The following is a 15,261-nucleotide window of genomic DNA, read 5'->3' on the forward strand; positions in this document are numbered from 1 at the left end:
CACGGCCCGGCGAGGTAGGCCGGTGCTGCTTTGCGAAGTGGCGGGCGAGGTCAGGCCCGGCCCGATTCCCCCTCTGAAAACACAACCGGGACGGGTGCCGCCTGGCCCCTGACGATGCCGTAGACCGTCAGCGCCAGGAAGAGCACGACGGCGACGGCGTTGAGCATCCCGCCCCACGCGCGCAGCGGATGCGCCCCCGCGACGCCGCCCACGAGCAGGAGGTCGCCCGCGAGGCGCAGTACGAGCGAGGCGTGCAGGAGGGCGAGCGGGCCGTAGGCGAGCGGCTGGTACGTGATCGGCACGCCCAGTACGGAGGGGAAGATGATCGGCGCGTGCCCGAAGATCATCGAGAACACGAACCCGACGAAGACGGCGTGGAGCACGGCGTCGTAGCCCGGCCCGGCCGCGACACCCCCGAGCGCGGCCGCGAGCACTCCCCCGACGCCCAGCCACGCGTAGCCCGTGAGGAGGCAGACGGCGATGAACCGCGTCAGCCCCGACTGCCGGACCGTGAAGCGGGCCACGTCGTAGCGGGCGAGCCACGCCGCGAGGGCCACGAGCGCCGCCCCGACGAGCCGCATCCCCACGTCCGGCACGAGAGCCGTCACGACGAGCGCGGCGAGCAAAAGCCCCGTGAAGAGCAGGAAGAGCCGCTGGACGCGCGGCGCGTGGAAGAGCATCCGGCTCAGCTCCAGCCGCTCGCCCGCGATCGTGAGCACGAGGAAGCCCAGCCACCACGGTACGACGTGAAACACCGGAGCGCCCCCGAGCCAGGCCACGTTCCCGACGAGCCATGCGACGGCCCCCAGCGCCATTACCACCGCGAAGGCCTGGGGCTGAATCCGGAGGACGGCCGCGAAGATGGCGATCAGCATGGCGCTCCCGCCCGCGACCAGCAGCGGCCCGTGCCACGTCCCGACGCCCGCGACGAGCAGCACGCCGCCCAGGCCGGTGCAGACCGGGGCCGTGTAGGCCCAGGGCCGCCCGAGCGCCACCGCCCGCTCCAGGCTGATGAGTGTGCCGATGAAGCCGCAGACCATCAGTGGTCCGTGCAGCATCGCCAGTGTGGGTTGCAACGGCTCCAGCGACCAGCCGAGGCGGAGGAGCCCGGCCCACAACCCCCCCAGCAGCGCCAGCATGCCCAGCGCCAGGAGCGGGTAGCGCCACCGTCGTCCGGGCTGCTCTATCTGCATGTCGCCTCGCTCTGCATCACCGTCGGGCCGTCGCTTTCTGCTTGAGCGCTGAGATCTAGCGCGGATTGTCGCTTCCCTTGGGGCAGGCCTCCACGCAATTGATGACCGTGTAGCATATTCACAGCCCTTCCTTAGCCTTCGAGAATCGCCAAGCGCTCGACCGCCCCCACGTCGCGCGTGTAGATTATGTGGCCGCATGCCTTGACGAAGGCTGTAGGGCCGAGGTAGTCCGGGCTGGCCCTGGCCCTGGCCCGGGTCGGGGCTTTCTGCGAGATGCCGCGCGGCCAGAGCCGGTTGAGGAACATGCGGACCACGCCGTCTTCGGTGGACGCGTCGTAGGCGCGATCGATCTGGATCGGCATAGGCGCTACGGCACGGGCCGGTCGGTGCGCAGCCGCTGGCGGAACCGGGTATGGCAGGCCATGCACCCGACCTGTAGCTCGTTGAGACGCTGCAAGATCATGTCTACGTCGCGTAGCTCGGCGGCCTCCTCCAAGCGCAGCGCCCCGGTGTGTACGGCCTCATCCGCCGCGACGAAGCCGTCCATCTCCTGCCCGAGCTCGCTCTTGATGCGCTGGATCTCGGCGGGCGACATGAGTGGGTGGTTCACGATGTCGTCCGCGTAAGCGGCCATCTGATCGTACTCCTCCAGCCATAGGGCCTGCGTGAAGCCCGCCATGTCGGCCCCCAGTTTTTGCATGATGGGGCGCAGGGGCACCCCGTCGGGGGCCGCACCGTCCTGGCGGGCCGCGTGCCCCGCATCTGCTGGCACGGCCTCGGCGTTGCCGGGCGTCTCGGCATCGGGAGCTGGCGACCGGCAGGCAGCGGCCCCCATCACCGCGAGGCCGATCAGTAAAAGGCGAACGACCGTCGGACTTCTGTAAACGTCTCGCATGGTTCGGGTCATTTTCTATCGGCTTCTCGGTGGTTACGCCGCCGGCGCGGGTTCCAGCGCCGCCGCCTTCGGGAAGAGCACGTTGTTCTCGAGGTGGACGTGGAGGTGGAGGTCGTCCTCGAATTCCTCCAGCTTCGCGTAGGCGGCGCGGAACGTGGCGCAGGCGTGCTCGGGCGGCGTGAAATCGTCGCTCAGGCGTCGGATCTCCCGGAGGAGCGCCCCCGCGTGCTCGTGCTCGCGCTCGAGCTCCTCGATGGACGCGCCGATCGAGCCGAAGGTGGGCCGCTCCGGCTCGCGGCCCTCGCGCCGTGCCGCCACGAGGTCCCGGACGTACGGGAAGAGTCCCCCCTCCTCGTCCTCGAGGTGGACGCCGAGCTCCGTCGCTAGCTCGTCGAAGAGCCCGGCGATTTCGACCGTCTCGGGGTGGGTGCCGCCGTGGACGCGGGCGACCTTCTCGGTGAAGGACCGCAGCACGGGGATATTCTCGCGGACGTAGGCGTGGTGGACGTTGACGATGTAGTCAGCGAGGAAGTCCGGCGACCAGGTTTCGGCGCGGGCGGGGGTAGCGGCGCCGCTCCGGTCGTCGGTCAGGGCGAGGGCTTGTTCGATCTCGCCGAGGGGCACGCCGCGTTTTTCACAGGCCGCCTGGAGCGTCCGGCCGCCTCCGCAGCAGAAGTCTATGCCGTAGCGTTTGAGCACGCCGGCCCGGCGGTAGTCCTCCGCGACGATCTCGCCGACGGATCTTTGGGAGAGTTCCATGGCTGTATGGGGTTAGTTGTTGGCTGGGGTTGGATGGAAGAGGCGAGGGTTCGTCACGCGGGCTCGGCGAGGCGCGCCGCCTTCAACACCACCTCGACGCCGGCGAGCGCCTTCGAGACGGGGCAGACCGCCTTCGCCTTCTCGGCCGCCTCGAGGAAACCGGTCTCGTCGAGCCCCGGCACCTCGCCCTCCGTCTCCAGCTCGACCTTCGTGATGGCGAGCTGGTCGGGGTCGAGCGTGACGGTGGCCGTGGTGCGGATCGCCTTCGGCTCGTGGTCGTCCTCGCCGAGGACGAGCGCGAGGGCCATCGAGAAGCAGCCGGCGTGGGCCGCGCCGATGAGCTCCTCGGGGTTGGTGCCGCCTGCCTGCTCGAAGCGTGAAGCGAAGGAGTACGGCCGTTCGACGTCGCCGAAGCGGACGGTGCCGCCGCCCCGCTTGAGGGTGTCGTTCCAAACGGCCTGGGCAGTGCGTGTGATCATGGGAGGTTCCTCTTAGGGTTCGCTGGGTGAGGGAGACGTTGGCAAGGTAGGGCCAGAAACGTATTTTGTAATTTAAAGAAGTGATTTAACTTTTTTATGACATCCCGACTCTACTTCGCGGCTCCAAGCGGTTGAATGGGGCCGAGATGCCGTAGTGTCGGGGCCGCACCGACTGCCACGCTTCCCTCATGAGATCGTCGTTCTCTCTTCTCCTGGTGCTTCTCGCGCTCGGCGCGTGTCGGGGCGAGCCAGATCCTTCTTCCCTGCCCGCCGCGGAAAGGGCCTACCTCAACCTCGGCCCCGAGGCGACCTATGTCGGGGCCGAGACCTGCCGCACCTGCCACCCCGCGCAGTACGAGACCTTCATGCAGTCGGAGATGGGCCGCTCGTTCCGGGCGGCAACGCTCAGCAACAGCGATGCCTCTTGGGAGGGCATCGAGCCGGTCTACGACGCCGAGCGCGACCTCTACTACCTCCCCTTCCACCGCGGCGAGGACCTCTTCGTCATGGAGTACCGCCTCGCCGGGCGCGACACCGTCCACCGGCGCGTCGAGCAGATCGACTTCATCGTCGGCTCCGGCCACCACACCAACTCTCACATGCGCGAGGAGAACGGGTACGTCTACCAGATCCCCGTGACGTGGTACGTCGAGGACGGGCGGTGGGACCTCCCTCCCGGCTTCGATCACAACAGGGACAGCCGGTTCCGCCGGCCCATCACGGAGGCGTGCATGACGTGCCACAACGCCCTGCCCGGCTTCGTCGAGGGCTCGGAGAACAAGTTCGACCACGTCCCCCTCGGCATCGACTGCGAGCGGTGCCACGGGCCGGGCTCCGTCCACGTCGAGGCGAAGCGGACCGGCGAGGTCGTCGACGTCTCGGAGGAAATCGACTACACGATCGTCAACCCGGGCAAGCTCCCGCCCGAGCGCCAACTCGACGTGTGCCAGCGATGCCACATGCAGGGGACGGGCACGTTCCGCGAGGGGAGGGGGCCGGCCGACTTCCGACCGGGCATGCGCCTCGACGCTGTCCTCAACGTCTTCGAGGTGCGCGAGGCCGACAGCACGGCCCGCTTCCGAATGGCCGCGCACCCGGACCGCCTCCGGATGAGTGCGTGCTTCCAGGCCACGCACGAGCCGGAGAGCCCCTTCGAGCCGATGACGTGCATCACCTGCCACGACCCCCACGTCCCCGTCAAGACGCTGGATTACAACGAGTCCTGCCGCTCCTGCCATGCTACCGTCCTCGGGGACAATTTGGAGTCCGGATCGGAAGACATAGGAGCCGCAAAGGCTTCCGCCTGCACGGAGCCGGAGGTGGTCCACGCCACGGCCCCGACTGACTGCGTCGCCTGCCACATGTCGACCTCGGGCTCGTGGGACATCCCCCACATCACCATCACCGACCACTTCATTCGCGTCCCGGCCGAAGCGATTCCTACCCCGGCCCTCACGACCGCCGAGGTGGAGGCTCGCCGACAGATGGTCCGCCTCGCCAGCCTCATCGCGGCCAACCCGTCGAACCGCGAGGTAGCCGAGGGCTTCATGGAGCACTATGAGACGGTCACGAACCGCCCCCGTCTTCTCGACTCGGCAGCCGTGCGGCTCGAACGGGGGCGGGCGGAGGAGCCGCTCCAGGCCCTCGCCCCGTCGCTCATTCGCCTCGGATTCCTCCGCGGCGACCACGCCGCCGTCCGTACTCTCGCTAGTCAGATCGACACCGGCGCGCTCGACGCGTGGGCGCTCTACCGGATCGGAGAGGCGTTCACCCGGTCCGGCGAGTACGAGGCTGCCATCAGGTACCTCCGCCGTGCCGTGGATGCGGCCCCGTTCCACCTCCGCTTCCGGAAGGAGCTCGCCTCGGCCTACGCCGACGCCGGGCAGCTCCTCGCTGCTGTCGCCGCCTACGACGCGCTTCTCGCCGAGGACCCGACGTTCGAGGACGCCTACAACGACCGCGGCTTCGCACACCTCCTCCTCGGCGACCTCGTCGCCGCCGAGGCGGACTTCCGCGCGGCGCTCCGGCTCGACTCCGACCTGGAGATGGCCCTCGCGAACCTCGCCTCGCTCTACTTCAACACCGAGCGGGCGGACGAGGCCCGGCCCTACGCCGAGCGGCTGGTCCGGCTGTTCCCAGAGAAGGCCCGCTACCGGCAGTTCCTGGAAACGGTGGAAAAAGCCGGGCGCTGAAGAAGCGGCCCCGGCCCCGTCGTTACGCTTCCTGCTCGGGGGCTTCGACGTCCCAGGTCAGGATGTCCTCCTCTGACTTATGCTCGGACTCGGGCGGGGTCGCCCACCGCTCCGACTCTGGCAGCGGCTCCTGCTTCTCGGTGAGGTTGTGGCCCATCTGGCCCCACTGCTCGGCGAGGTAGGCGTTCCACTCGGCGTAGTGCGCCCACTTGGCCGGCAGTTCGTCGTCGGCATAGATGGCCTCGGTCGGGCAGACGGGGACGCAGGCGTTGCAGTCGATGCACTCGTCGGGGTGTATGGCGATGAAGTTGGGGCCGACGTAGAAGCAATCCACAGGACAGACCTCGACGCAGTCCGTGTGGAGGCAGTTGATGCAGGGCTCGGCGACGACGTAGGGCATGGGGTTCGAAGTTTCTCGTTGATGCGTCAGCGGGCGGGGTCAGGCGACGTCGCGCGTCCGGTAGAACCAGACGATCCATTCGTCCCCCTCGCCAAGCTCGGCCCAGTGCTTCCAGCCGCGGGCGCGCATCACGCCGAAGAGCGGGACGGGCTTGAAGGGGGCGTGCAGCCGGAGGACGTGGCCCTCGGGCACGCGGCCGGCGGTCTCCATGATGAGCGAGAACGGCTCGCCGCCGTCGCGGAGCGTGGGGCGCACGTCGAGCTCGACCCGCTCGGCTTCTGTGACCTCAGCGAGGGCTTCGGGGCGCGGTTCGTGTACGTCGGGCATGAGAAGGAGAGGTTGGAAGCGTTTCAATACGTGGGAGGCCGCCGCCCGCCGTAGAGCGTCGCGCGCGCCTCGGGCACGATCATGTGCGGCGACCACGGCGGGTCCCACACCAGCTCGACGACGCCGCGCCGCAGCCCCGGCACACGCTGGAGCACGCCGCCGACCTGCTGCTTGATGTAGCTCGACATCGGGCAGGCCGGCGTCGTCATCGTCAGGCGCACCGTCGCCGTGCCGTCCTCGAGCTGGAGGTCGTAGATCAGCCCGAGGGCGACGATGTTCAGCCCCACCTCGGGGTCGATCACGCTGCGGAGCCCGTCGGCGAGGGCGAGGCGTGAGGGGACCTCGGTATCGGGCGCGGCCTCGGTATCGGGCGGCTCAGGCGTGTTCGAGGGCTCGGCCGATTCGGCGGCGTGGGCGCCCCGTCGGAGGGATCGGAAGAAGGACATCACGAGGGCTCAGCCGGTCCGGGTGACGTGGACACGCCACGTCACGGGGCCGCGCTCGAGGTAGTCGAACGTGAAGGCGGCTGCGCCGTGTTCGGCGAGGAGCGTGTAGTACATGCACTCCGGGTCGTGGTCCACGACGAGCTCGAGGACCGCGTCGGACGGGAGCGCGTGGTAGGCGCCCATGATGGTCTCGAAGCGGTGCTTCGGCTCGACGGGGCGCACGTCGAGCACCTGGATCGTGGGGGGGTGCGTCGCGGTCATGGGGATCGTCCGGGTAGGGAGATGGTTCAGCGAGTCGAGCCGGCGGCGACCTTTCGTTCGGCGGCGGCTTTCTTCTCGGCGGCGGAGCCCCAGCCCCAGCCGCGCCCGCGCCGGAGCCAGCGTTCCCAGGCCGCGAGGTGCTCCGGCGACGAGGGGGCCAGGGCCACGGTGCCGCCGTAGCCGCGCAGCGCGAGCCGGCTCAAGAGCCACCCCGTGCCGTCGGAGGCCCCGCCTTCCGCCTCGGCTTCAGGGCCGGCACCGAGCAGTCGGACGTGGGCGAGGTGCGGCCCGGTGGCGTCGAGCACGGCCGTCCAGCGGTCGGGATCGAATGCGGCGGGGCGCACCTCCCAGCCCGTCTGTGCGCCGTGATCCTCGGCCCATGCGACCGCCCGGCGGGCAGCGTCGAGGTCCGTGTCGTGGAGGAGCGCGGTGTGCGATAGGGCCGGGCACTCGACGGTCGCGCGCCGGAGCAGTACCCCGGCACCGAGCCCGTAGGCCGCGCTCGACCATATCGACCGCATGGCGAGGTCGGCTTCGTCGGGCAGCAGGAGCCACGCGATTGGCAGGTCGGTCGGCGTCGCCGGGAAGCAGTCGACGCCGGCCTCGTGCCGGATGGCGCACGGCGAGGCATCGGCACCGTGGTGGTGGCCCGCGCCCAGCCTCAGCTCCAGGCCCGCGAGCGAGCGCCGACGCCCGGCCACACGCAGCCCCTCGGCGGTAGCATCGGGGAGGGCGTCGCTACTCAGCAGCAGCTTCATCGCGGACGGGGTCGCCAGTGAGCCGGCTGATCTTGACGCGCCACAGCTCCGGCCCTTGCTCGAGGTATTCCCAGCCGATCTGCCCCTTCCGCACGAAGTCGAACTGGTGCTTGAGCGGGATCGGGTCGTGGTCGTTGACGAGGACGAAGTGCTCGCCGGGGGTGAGGGCGTCGAAGGTGGCGAAGATGGCGGGGTGCTTCTGAGGCGGCGGGAGAGGCCGCACATCGAGGACTTTCTCTTCCGTCGTGGCAGACATGGGTCGCGGGGTTGAAAGGAGGGGGACACCCCGAAAGTAGGAGCCTCGCGAGCCTTTATCAAGTTAAAAATGGTTATTAGCTTCTTTAAAGCATAAATCACATCCCCTTCATATCTTGCAGGCACCCGATCCCTGATCCTCCGTATCACCGGCATGCCTTCTTCCCTCCTCCCCTCCGGCACGAAGGGCGACCTCCTGCTCCTGATGAAGCGGCAGGGTCCGATCTCGCTCGACGACGCCGAAGCGGCCACCGGCCTCACCCGGCCCACGCTGCGCCAGCACCTCGGCGGGCTCGAGCGCGACCGCCTCGTGGAGCGCTCGACCCAACGGCAACCGCGCGGTCGTCCCAGTCTCCGGTACGCCCTCACGCCCCAGGCCGAGGCCCTCTTTCCCTCCCGCGACGGCGTGCTTCTGGGCCGCCTCCTCGATTTCCTCCAGGAGCGGGACGACGACGCGCTCATCGAGGGTTTCTTCGAGCATTACTGGGACGAGCGGCTGCGCGACGTGCAGCACCGGCTCAGCCAAGTCCCCGAGGGCGATGGGGACGAGCGTCTGTCGGTGCTGGTGGAACTCCTCCGCGAGCAGGGGTTCATGCCGGAGGTGCGAAGCGACGAGGGCGGCCTCGTCATCCGGGAGTGCAACTGCCCGTTCCCAGAGGCTGTCAAGCGCACGCGGCTACCGTGCCGGCTCGAAGCGCGCTTCTTCGAGCGGGTCTTCGACGACCGGATCAGCCGCGTGACGTACATCCCCGATGGCTTCCCGGCCTGCACCTACGAGTTCCCCGCTTCCGAAGAGGCCGGTGCTCCATGAACGAGCCCTCCCCATCCCCCGACGACGCCCGCTTGGCCGAGGCCGTCCGTGCCGCGTGTCTGCGCGCGGCGCTCGACGCCTTCGAAGCAGCCTCCATTAGCGGCCTCTGCTGCACCGGCGCGTGGGAGTGCGCTGTGGGGGCCGTGCGGACGCTGGATCTGGAGGAGCTCCTGCGAGCCCGGCATAGCGTCGAGACGGGGAGCCGGGATTCCGTGCGTCGAGCCTCCCGTTGATTCCTCTGTCTCCTGAACAGAGTGAGGAGACCACCGAACTTCCATCGTCGGCTTCAATATGCATTTCCAATTCAGGACGAGACGATCCGAATAAGCCATGCTACTCTCCCGGCGTTGCGAATACGCTCTCCGAACCGCGCTCTACGTGGCGGCGGCCGACCCCGTGGCGTACATCGCGGTGCGCGAGATCAGCGAGGCCCTCCGCATTCCCTACCCGTTCCTCGCCAAGACCGTCCAGTCGCTCACCGGTGCCGGCCTCTTCCGGTCCATGCGTGGGCCGAAGGGCGGCGTCGCCCTCGCTCGTCCCGCCGACCGAATCGCGCTCAAGGAGATCGTCCTCGCCGTAGACGGCCCTGCCATCTTCAGCGAGTGCGTCCTCGGACTCCCCGGCTGTGGGGAACGGAAGCCGTGCCCGCTCCACGACGAGTGGGGGCCTGCCCGCGACCGCGTCGAGCGCATGTTCGCCGCTGCCACCCTCGCCGCCACCGCTTCCCGCATCCAAGTCGGTGATTTCCGACTCGCCACGCCCCCACCCGCTCGGCCCACGCCTCCATGAAGCCCGACCTCCAGACGACCGATGACGTTCGCACCGTCGTCCACACGTTCTACGCGGATATGGAGGCCGACCCCGTGCTCGGCCCTTACTTCGCCGGGCTCGACTGGGCGGCGCACCTCCCGAAGATGGTCCGCTTCTGGTCGTCCGTCGTGTTCGGGACGGGCGCGTACCGGGGGCGGCCGTTCGACCCCCACACGCGGATGCAGGGCCTCACGCGCGCGCACTTCGCGCACTGGGTCGAGCGCTTTCACCAGACCGTGGACGCCCACTTCGCAGGCGAGCACGCCGAGCGGATGAAGGCGCGGGCCGAGCAGATCGCGGGCGTCTTCCAGGTCAAGCTCGGCCTCTGGGGCGTCTTCGGCGATGATGTGCCCGAGGCGGAGGTGCCCTCGTGAAGCGTTCCCCAGCCCTCCAGCCGCTCTCGCACGATCACTACGAGGGGCTGCATCTTGTAGCTCGCCTCCGCAAGGCGCTCCGCGCCGGCGAGGACATGACGGACTGGCCCGGAATCATCGCCGCGTTCTGGTGCGATCACCTCGTCCCTCATTTTGCCGAGGAGGAGGCGCTCGTGCTGCCCGTTCTACGCGAGGGAGCCCCGCCGCTCGCCGAGCGGATGAGCCGCGAGCACGAGGCGCTCCGAAGGCTGACGGAGGCCGTCGGGGAGGCGGGTGCAGCCCCGGGGGAAGTGCTTACGTCCTTCGCTGACGCGCTCGCTGCCCACATCCGGTTTGAGGAACGCGAGGCGTTCCCCGTCGCCGAGGGGCTCCTGGGAATCGGGACGTCGGCTCCGCCCGATGCTGATGGCCCCGATGCCGATGACTGAGCCCACGCGACTCCCGCTCCGATGGGCATGGCGCGGTGCCCTCGCCGTCTTCGTCCTCGCCGGCCTCACCGGGGCATTCTTCCGGTTCGCCATCGCGCACGGTGGGGCGCTGGGGCTCGACCTGGGGAACGTGCGCCACGCCCACTCGCACCTGATGTACTTCGGGTGGGCAACGCCGGCGCTCTTCGCCCTCATCGCGTACCGCCTCCCCCACCTCGGAGGGCGGCCGATGCCAGGGGCGGGCCTCGTGATTGGGGCGACGTTCGTCCTGGCGCTCCTCGCCTATCCGCCGTTCCTGCTGTTCGGCTATGCGCCGGCCGTGATCGGCGACGCGCGGCTTCCGCTCTCCGTAGTGGCGGCGGGGCTCAACGTGCTCGCGTGGTACGCCTTCGCCGCACTCTATGCACGGGCGCGGCGCGCGGCCCCGTCGTCACTGGGGCTCTGGCTCTTCGACCTCGCGCTGTTCTTCCTCGTCCTCGCCACGCTCGGCGCGTGGGGGCTACCGGCGCTCCAGGTCGTGGGCAGCGAGAACATCGCCCTCAAGACGGCCCTCACCCACCTCTTCCTCGACGTGTTCTCCGAGGGCTGGTTCGTCTTCGGTGTGCTCGGCCTCGCGGCGACGGAGGCCGAGAGTGAGAGCCGCCTCGCTCGCTGGGGCATGGGGCTGGCGGCAGCGGGTGTGCCGTTCACGTTCGCGCTGGGGATGCCCGCGGCGCTCGTACCTCCGCTCTTCGCGGGGCTGGCCCGGCTCGGCGGCGTGCTCGTCGGGGTCGGGCTCCTCGTCGTCGTGGTCGCACTCTGGCCGAGGCTTCGCGGGCTGTGGCGGCTGGCGCTCGGGCTACTCGCACTGAAGGCGCTCGGCGAGGTGGCCGTGAGCGCCGCGCCGGGGGCGGGGTGGGCGGCCGTGCCCGGCTTCCGCATCCTCTATCTCCACCTCATGTTGCTCGGGTTCGTCACGCTCGGCCTCGTCGCGGCGGCACGCGGCGCGTGGGGAACCGAGGCGACGCGAGGCCACACCCTTTTTGCCGCATCCGTCGTGCTCCTCCTCGCTTCGCTTCTGACGATGACGCCCGCTTGGCCGGCGGCGTGGGGCGGCGCGTGGATCGCCGAGTTCGTCGCGTGGTGCGCCCTCGGTCCCGTGCTCGCTGCCGGGGCGATGGGGATCGGGTTCAGGGAGATACATTTAGACCTGTTCCCGCCGAAGAGCGTGCTTCAATAGATGGTTTCGTCCTCGTTAATCTTCGAAAAGAGAGCGCCCATACGTACCTTCCCTGTAGCTCCCCGGCGGTGGACGCCTCGACTCGGCCTATCTCGTCCTGTCGCTGCGGGAGACGCCTGTCTCAAGAATGCCTGTCTCAAGCATGTAGGGTGATCCATGAGCCGCGAATCACGAAAAGCGACCGGGTGGGGCCTCGGCGCCACCCTCGTCCTCGGCGTCCTGATCCTCGTCGGCTCGCGGAACCTCGAGCACTTCGACGCGGCCCTCGTCGGCTACACCTTCGCCGTCCTCTTCGCCACGTTCGGGCTGACGTACCGCTACACGATGTGGCTCCAGCGGCCCCCGACGGCGGTCTATTGGCGGCGCGGCTGGGAGGCCTTCTTCAAGCGCGGCTACCGCGCCCGCAATGCCGGGACCTGGTTCAAGCGGGTCGGCTCTGAGGTGCTCGCCAACCGGTTCATCTTCAAGCGGGGCACGCTGCGCGGCGTGACGCACCTCCTCATCATGTGGGGCTGCCTGATCGCCGTTGCGATCACGTTCCCGCTCGTCTTCGGATGGCTCTACTTCCGGCCTGTCGCGGGCGACCTCGCGCTCTACGAGGCCGTCGTCTTCGGCTTCCCGCTGTTCCGGTTCCCGCACGAGTCGGCGGTCGCGTTCTTCCTCTTCCACGGGCTCGTGTGGTCGTCCTTCCTCGTCATCGCGGGCGTGATGCTTGCGATGCGGCGGCGGATGCGGGAGGAGGGCGCGGTGGCGGTCCAGCGCTTCGCGGAGGACTTCATGCCGCTGATCCTCCTCTTCGCCGTGAGCCTGACCGGGCTGATGCTGACGGCGAGCTACACGTGGATGGCGGGGTACGCCTACACCTTCATCGCCATCCTCCACGCCATCACCGTGATCGGGACGTTCCTCTGGCTCCCGTTCGGGAAGTTCTTCCACGTCTTCCAGCGGCCAGCACAACTCGGCGTCGGCTTCTACAAAGACGTGGGGCGGGCCGAGGAGCCGGCGCACTGCCGGCGCTGTGGGCACGCCTTCACGTCGCGGATGCACGTCGAGGACCTCATCGAGGTCGAGCGACAGCTCGGCTACCGCTACGAGATCCCCGGCAGCACGGCGTCCGACGGCGCGGCGTCGGGGCAGGCCGTCGAGCACTACCAGTGGATCTGCCCGCCGTGCCGCCGCGCCTCGTTCGTCATGGCGCAGGGGCTCCGGTGGCAGGGCCGGCGCGGCGGCGCGGCGCTCCCGCTCGACGGGCGGCCCATCCCGATGCCCGTCTACGCCAACCCCGGCACGGGCGAAGGCCCCCTCGGGGCCGAGGACGCCGAGAACTTCCACCCGTAATCTGCTCTTCCCATGCCCACGACTACGCCTACGCCCGGCCTCGACCTCGACGCCATCCGCGAGTTCGGCCCGTACCTCCAGTACGCCCGCGACATCCGCGTCGACACGGGCGTCGAGCCGGACCGACTCGTCAAGACGCACTGCTGCTTCTGCGGCCAGCAGTGCGGGATGCAGCTCAAGGTCAAGGGCAACACCGTCGTCGGCGTCGAACCGTGGTATGACTTCCCGTTCAACCGCGGGATGATGTGCCCGAAGGGGATCAAGCGCTACCTCCAGCAGAGCCACCCCGACCGCCTCCTCCACGCCTACAAGAAGGACCCGAGCGCGCCGAGCGGGTTCTCCGAGATGCCCTACGACGAAGCCATCCGCCGCGTCGCCGACGAGATCGACCGCATCCAGCGCGAGTACGGGAACGACGCCTTCGCCATACTCTCCGGGGCAAGCCTGACGACGGAGAAGACGTACCTCATGGGCAAGTTCGCCCACATGGCGCTGAAGACGGCCAACATCGACTACAACGGCCGCCTCTGCATGGTCAGCGCGGCGGCGGGTAACAAGAAGTCGTTCGGGGTCGACCGCGCGGCGAACCCATGGGGCGACATCCTCGGGGCCGAGGTCGTCTGGATCAGCGGGGCGAACGTGGCCGAGTGCGCGCCGATCACGACGAACTACGTCTGGCAGGCGCGCGAGCAGGGCGCGAAGGTCATCGTCGCCGACCCGCGCATCACGCCGATCGCGCGGACGTGCGACCTCTTCCTCCCCGTCAAGCCGGGCCGCGACACGGCGCTCTTCAACGGCGTCCTCCACCTCATGATCGAGCACGACTGGCTCGACCACGACTTCATCGAGAACCACACGGTCGGGTTCGACGCCGTCGCCGAGGAGGTGAGCAAGTGGACGCCCGCGCTGACGGCCGAGGTCACGGGGGTCGCCGAGAAGTCGATCCAGCAGGCCGCCGAGTGGTGGGGCCAGGCCTCGACGAGCTTTCTGATGCACGCGCGCGGCATCGAGCACCACAGCCGTGGCGTACAGAACGTGATGAGCGCGATCAACATCGTCCTCGCCTCCGGGCGCATCGGCCGCGAAAACTGCGGCTACGGGACGATCACCGGCCAGGCGAACGGGCAGGGCGGGCGCGAGCACGGGCAGAAGTGCGACCAGCTCCCCGGCGGGCGCGACCTCGGCAACCCCGAGCACCGGGCCTACGTCGCCGGCGTCTGGGGCATGGACCCCGACGACCTCCCGCAGCCCGGCGTCGACGCCTACGAGATCATGCGGAAGGCGCACAGCGGTGAGATCAAGGGGCTCCTCTCGATCTGCTTCAACCCCGTCGTCTCGCTCCCCGACAACAACTTCGTCCGCGAGGCGCTCGACAAGCTGGAGTTCTTCGTCGCCATCGACTTCTTCATGAGTGCGACGTCCCGCTACGCCGACGTCGTGCTGCCGGGCTCGCTCCAGGAGGAGGACGAGGGGACGGTGACGCAGCTCGAAGGCCGCGTCATCAAGATCAACCAGGTTGTCGACTGCCCCGGCGAGGCGCGGCGCGACTGGGAGATCATTCAGGACATCGCGAAGGCACTGGGGCGAGAGCGTGGGCTGACGTTCAGCGGGCCGCGTGAGATGTTCGAGGAACTGCGCATCGCGTCGAAGGGCTACACGAATGACTACTCCGGGATCACGTGGGAGGGCGTCGAAGACAACTACGGGGTGTTCTGGCCGTGCCCGGCCGAGACGCCGGAGGGCGTGCCGCTGCCCGGTCCGCAGGGGACCGTCCGCCTGTTTGAGCCCGGCTCGTGGAACCCGATTGCGAAGGGCGCCGGCCCGTTCTACTTCCCCGACGGCAAGGCCCGCTTCAACGTGACCGAGTACGTCGGCCCGACCGAGGACGTGGACGCCGACTACCCCGTCATCCTCACGACGGGCCGCGTCGTCAGCCAGTTCCTCTCGGGCAATCAGACCCGCCGCATCGGCCCGCTCCTCGACCACTACCCCGAGCCGAAGATCGAGATGCACCCGCGCCTCGCCGCGAAGCTCGGCATCCGAGACGGCGACTGGGCGACGGCCGAGAGCCGCCGGGGAAACTGCACGCTCCGCGCCTCGGTCGTCAAGACGATCCGTCCGGACACCGTCTTCATCCCCTACCACTGGGCCGGACGCAAGAGCGCCAACCAGCTCACGATCTCGGCGCAGGACCCGATCTCGAAGATCCCCGAGTACAAGGTGTGCGCCGTCCGCGTCTCCAAGGCTGAGGCCCCACCCGAGTACGCCGACCAACTCCAGCCTCAGCAGTAAGCCCCTCCACCCAGCCCTCCGTCC

19 protein-coding genes are annotated in these 15,261 nt (G+C 69.0%); 8 read left to right on the forward strand and 11 right to left on the reverse strand.

Translation table 11 applies throughout. The annotated features are described in order from the left end of the window. Window positions 1-50: 50 nt before the first annotated feature. The 5 genes from ABJF88_08325 to ABJF88_08345 form a co-directional block, all read right to left on the reverse strand. On the reverse strand, window positions 51-1,193 hold the full coding sequence (locus ABJF88_08325) for a hypothetical protein (GenBank protein ID MEP0546923.1): 1,143 nt from the start codon (window positions 1,191-1,193) through the stop codon (window positions 51-53). A 131-nt stretch (window positions 1,194-1,324) separates the two neighbouring features. Then, on the reverse strand, window positions 1,325-1,555 hold the full coding sequence (locus ABJF88_08330) for a hypothetical protein (GenBank protein ID MEP0546924.1): 231 nt from the start codon (window positions 1,553-1,555) through the stop codon (window positions 1,325-1,327). Window positions 1,556-1,560: 5 nt separating this feature from the next. Next, entirely contained in the window at window positions 1,561-2,088 is a 528-nt protein-coding gene (locus ABJF88_08335) for a cytochrome c (protein MEP0546925.1), read from the reverse strand. Between the two features lie 33 nt (window positions 2,089-2,121). Further along, a complete protein-coding gene (ric, locus tag ABJF88_08340) occupies window positions 2,122-2,847 on the reverse strand; it encodes an iron-sulfur cluster repair di-iron protein (GenBank protein ID MEP0546926.1) in 726 nt (241 codons plus the stop codon). Between the two features lie 53 nt (window positions 2,848-2,900). After that, window positions 2,901-3,326: an OsmC family protein gene (locus ABJF88_08345; GenBank protein MEP0546927.1), complete on the reverse strand. Its 426-nt coding sequence runs from the start codon at window positions 3,324-3,326 to the stop codon at window positions 2,901-2,903. Between the two features lie 215 nt (window positions 3,327-3,541). On the opposite strand from ABJF88_08345, the gene ABJF88_08350 reads away from it, so the two are divergent. After that, window positions 3,542-5,518 carry a tetratricopeptide repeat protein gene (locus tag ABJF88_08350; protein MEP0546928.1) on the forward strand — a complete coding sequence of 659 codons (1,977 nt, stop codon included), beginning with the start codon at window positions 3,542-3,544 and terminating at the stop codon, window positions 5,516-5,518. Window positions 5,519-5,540: 22 nt separating this feature from the next. On the opposite strand, the gene ABJF88_08355 is transcribed toward ABJF88_08350, so the two are convergent. Genes ABJF88_08355 through ABJF88_08380 form a run of 6 tightly spaced genes read right to left on the reverse strand, consistent with a single transcriptional unit; the run spans window position 5,541 to window position 7,966 of the window. Then, window positions 5,541-5,918 (reverse strand): ferredoxin family protein, encoded by a 378-nt coding sequence (locus ABJF88_08355; protein ID MEP0546929.1) that lies wholly within the window; start codon window positions 5,916-5,918, stop codon window positions 5,541-5,543. Window positions 5,919-5,957: 39 nt separating this feature from the next. Beyond that, entirely contained in the window at window positions 5,958-6,245 is a 288-nt protein-coding gene (locus tag ABJF88_08360; GenBank protein ID MEP0546930.1) for a DUF2249 domain-containing protein, read from the reverse strand. A gap of 23 nt (window positions 6,246-6,268) precedes the next feature. After that, the gene (locus tag ABJF88_08365; protein MEP0546931.1) at window positions 6,269-6,691 is read right to left on the reverse strand and encodes a metal-sulfur cluster assembly factor; all 423 of its coding nucleotides are present in this window, start codon (window positions 6,689-6,691) and stop codon (window positions 6,269-6,271) included. 9 nt (window positions 6,692-6,700) lie between these two features. Then, complete coding sequence (locus ABJF88_08370; protein MEP0546932.1) at window positions 6,701-6,952, reverse strand: DUF2249 domain-containing protein; 252 nt, start codon at window positions 6,950-6,952, stop codon at window positions 6,701-6,703. A 26-nt stretch (window positions 6,953-6,978) separates the two neighbouring features. Beyond that, on the reverse strand, window positions 6,979-7,710 hold the full coding sequence (locus ABJF88_08375; protein ID MEP0546933.1) for a hypothetical protein: 732 nt from the start codon (window positions 7,708-7,710) through the stop codon (window positions 6,979-6,981). Continuing rightward, the gene (locus ABJF88_08380) at window positions 7,691-7,966 is read right to left on the reverse strand and encodes a DUF2249 domain-containing protein (protein MEP0546934.1); all 276 of its coding nucleotides are present in this window, start codon (window positions 7,964-7,966) and stop codon (window positions 7,691-7,693) included. The genes ABJF88_08375 and ABJF88_08380 overlap by 20 nt, the downstream gene beginning before the upstream one ends. A 153-nt stretch (window positions 7,967-8,119) precedes the next feature. On the opposite strand from ABJF88_08380, the gene ABJF88_08385 reads away from it, so the two are divergent. The 7 genes from ABJF88_08385 to ABJF88_08415 all read left to right on the forward strand — a co-directional run bounded on the left by ABJF88_08385 (window position 8,120) and on the right by ABJF88_08415 (window position 15,237). Then, on the forward strand, window positions 8,120-8,776 hold the full coding sequence (locus ABJF88_08385; GenBank protein ID MEP0546935.1) for a transcriptional regulator: 657 nt from the start codon (window positions 8,120-8,122) through the stop codon (window positions 8,774-8,776). Between the two features lie 330 nt (window positions 8,777-9,106). Beyond that, window positions 9,107-9,565 carry an Rrf2 family transcriptional regulator gene (locus ABJF88_08390; GenBank protein MEP0546936.1) on the forward strand — a complete coding sequence of 153 codons (459 nt, stop codon included), beginning with the start codon at window positions 9,107-9,109 and terminating at the stop codon, window positions 9,563-9,565. Further along, window positions 9,562-9,960 carry a group III truncated hemoglobin gene (locus ABJF88_08395; GenBank protein MEP0546937.1) on the forward strand — a complete coding sequence of 133 codons (399 nt, stop codon included), beginning with the start codon at window positions 9,562-9,564 and terminating at the stop codon, window positions 9,958-9,960. Before ABJF88_08390 ends, ABJF88_08395 begins: the two co-directional genes overlap by 4 nt. Then, window positions 9,957-10,388 (forward strand): hemerythrin domain-containing protein, encoded by a 432-nt coding sequence (locus ABJF88_08400; protein ID MEP0546938.1) that lies wholly within the window; start codon window positions 9,957-9,959, stop codon window positions 10,386-10,388. Before ABJF88_08395 ends, ABJF88_08400 begins: the two co-directional genes overlap by 4 nt. Beyond that, the gene (locus tag ABJF88_08405) at window positions 10,381-11,607 is read left to right on the forward strand and encodes a hypothetical protein (protein ID MEP0546939.1); all 1,227 of its coding nucleotides are present in this window, start codon (window positions 10,381-10,383) and stop codon (window positions 11,605-11,607) included. Before ABJF88_08400 ends, ABJF88_08405 begins: the two co-directional genes overlap by 8 nt. Window positions 11,608-11,763: 156 nt before the next feature. Next, window positions 11,764-12,945, forward strand: coding sequence for an MFS transporter (locus ABJF88_08410; GenBank protein MEP0546940.1), 1,182 nt, complete (start codon window positions 11,764-11,766; stop codon window positions 12,943-12,945). Window positions 12,946-12,957: 12 nt separating this feature from the next. Next, window positions 12,958-15,237: a molybdopterin oxidoreductase family protein gene (locus ABJF88_08415; protein MEP0546941.1), complete on the forward strand. Its 2,280-nt coding sequence runs from the start codon at window positions 12,958-12,960 to the stop codon at window positions 15,235-15,237. The last annotated feature ends 24 nt before the right edge of the window (window positions 15,238-15,261 follow it).

It is taken from the genome of Rhodothermales bacterium (genome assembly GCA_039944855.1).
In the GTDB taxonomy this organism is placed as follows: Bacteria; Bacteroidota; Rhodothermia; order Rhodothermales; family JANQRZ01; genus JBBSMX01.

Bases quoted from the DNA above. Each gene is read 5' to 3' on its own strand.
- ABJF88_08325 (MEP0546923.1), bottom strand. From the start codon at position 1,193: ATGCAGATAGAGCAGCCCGGACGACGGTGGCGCTACCCGCTCCTGGCG.
- ABJF88_08330 (MEP0546924.1), bottom strand. From the start codon at position 1,555: ATGCCGATCCAGATCGATCGCGCCTACGACGCGTCCACCGAAGACGGC.
- ABJF88_08335 (MEP0546925.1), bottom strand. From the start codon at position 2,088: ATGCGAGACGTTTACAGAAGTCCGACGGTCGTTCGCCTTTTACTGATC.
- ric (MEP0546926.1), bottom strand. From the start codon at position 2,847: ATGGAACTCTCCCAAAGATCCGTCGGCGAGATCGTCGCGGAGGACTAC.
- ABJF88_08345 (MEP0546927.1), bottom strand. From the start codon at position 3,326: ATGATCACACGCACTGCCCAGGCCGTTTGGAACGACACCCTCAAGCGG.
- ABJF88_08355 (MEP0546929.1), bottom strand. From the start codon at position 5,918: ATGCCCTACGTCGTCGCCGAGCCCTGCATCAACTGCCTCCACACGGAC.
- ABJF88_08360 (MEP0546930.1), bottom strand. From the start codon at position 6,245: ATGCCCGACGTACACGAACCGCGCCCCGAAGCCCTCGCTGAGGTCACA.
- ABJF88_08365 (MEP0546931.1), bottom strand. From the start codon at position 6,691: ATGTCCTTCTTCCGATCCCTCCGACGGGGCGCCCACGCCGCCGAATCG.
- ABJF88_08370 (MEP0546932.1), bottom strand. From the start codon at position 6,952: ATGACCGCGACGCACCCCCCCACGATCCAGGTGCTCGACGTGCGCCCC.
- ABJF88_08375 (MEP0546933.1), bottom strand. From the start codon at position 7,710: ATGAAGCTGCTGCTGAGTAGCGACGCCCTCCCCGATGCTACCGCCGAG.
- ABJF88_08380 (MEP0546934.1), bottom strand. From the start codon at position 7,966: ATGTCTGCCACGACGGAAGAGAAAGTCCTCGATGTGCGGCCTCTCCCG.
- ABJF88_08385 (MEP0546935.1), top strand. From the start codon at position 8,120: ATGCCTTCTTCCCTCCTCCCCTCCGGCACGAAGGGCGACCTCCTGCTC.
- ABJF88_08390 (MEP0546936.1), top strand. From the start codon at position 9,107: ATGCTACTCTCCCGGCGTTGCGAATACGCTCTCCGAACCGCGCTCTAC.
- ABJF88_08395 (MEP0546937.1), top strand. From the start codon at position 9,562: ATGAAGCCCGACCTCCAGACGACCGATGACGTTCGCACCGTCGTCCAC.
- ABJF88_08405 (MEP0546939.1), top strand. From the start codon at position 10,381: ATGACTGAGCCCACGCGACTCCCGCTCCGATGGGCATGGCGCGGTGCC.
- ABJF88_08410 (MEP0546940.1), top strand. From the start codon at position 11,764: ATGAGCCGCGAATCACGAAAAGCGACCGGGTGGGGCCTCGGCGCCACC.
- ABJF88_08415 (MEP0546941.1), top strand. From the start codon at position 12,958: ATGCCCACGACTACGCCTACGCCCGGCCTCGACCTCGACGCCATCCGC.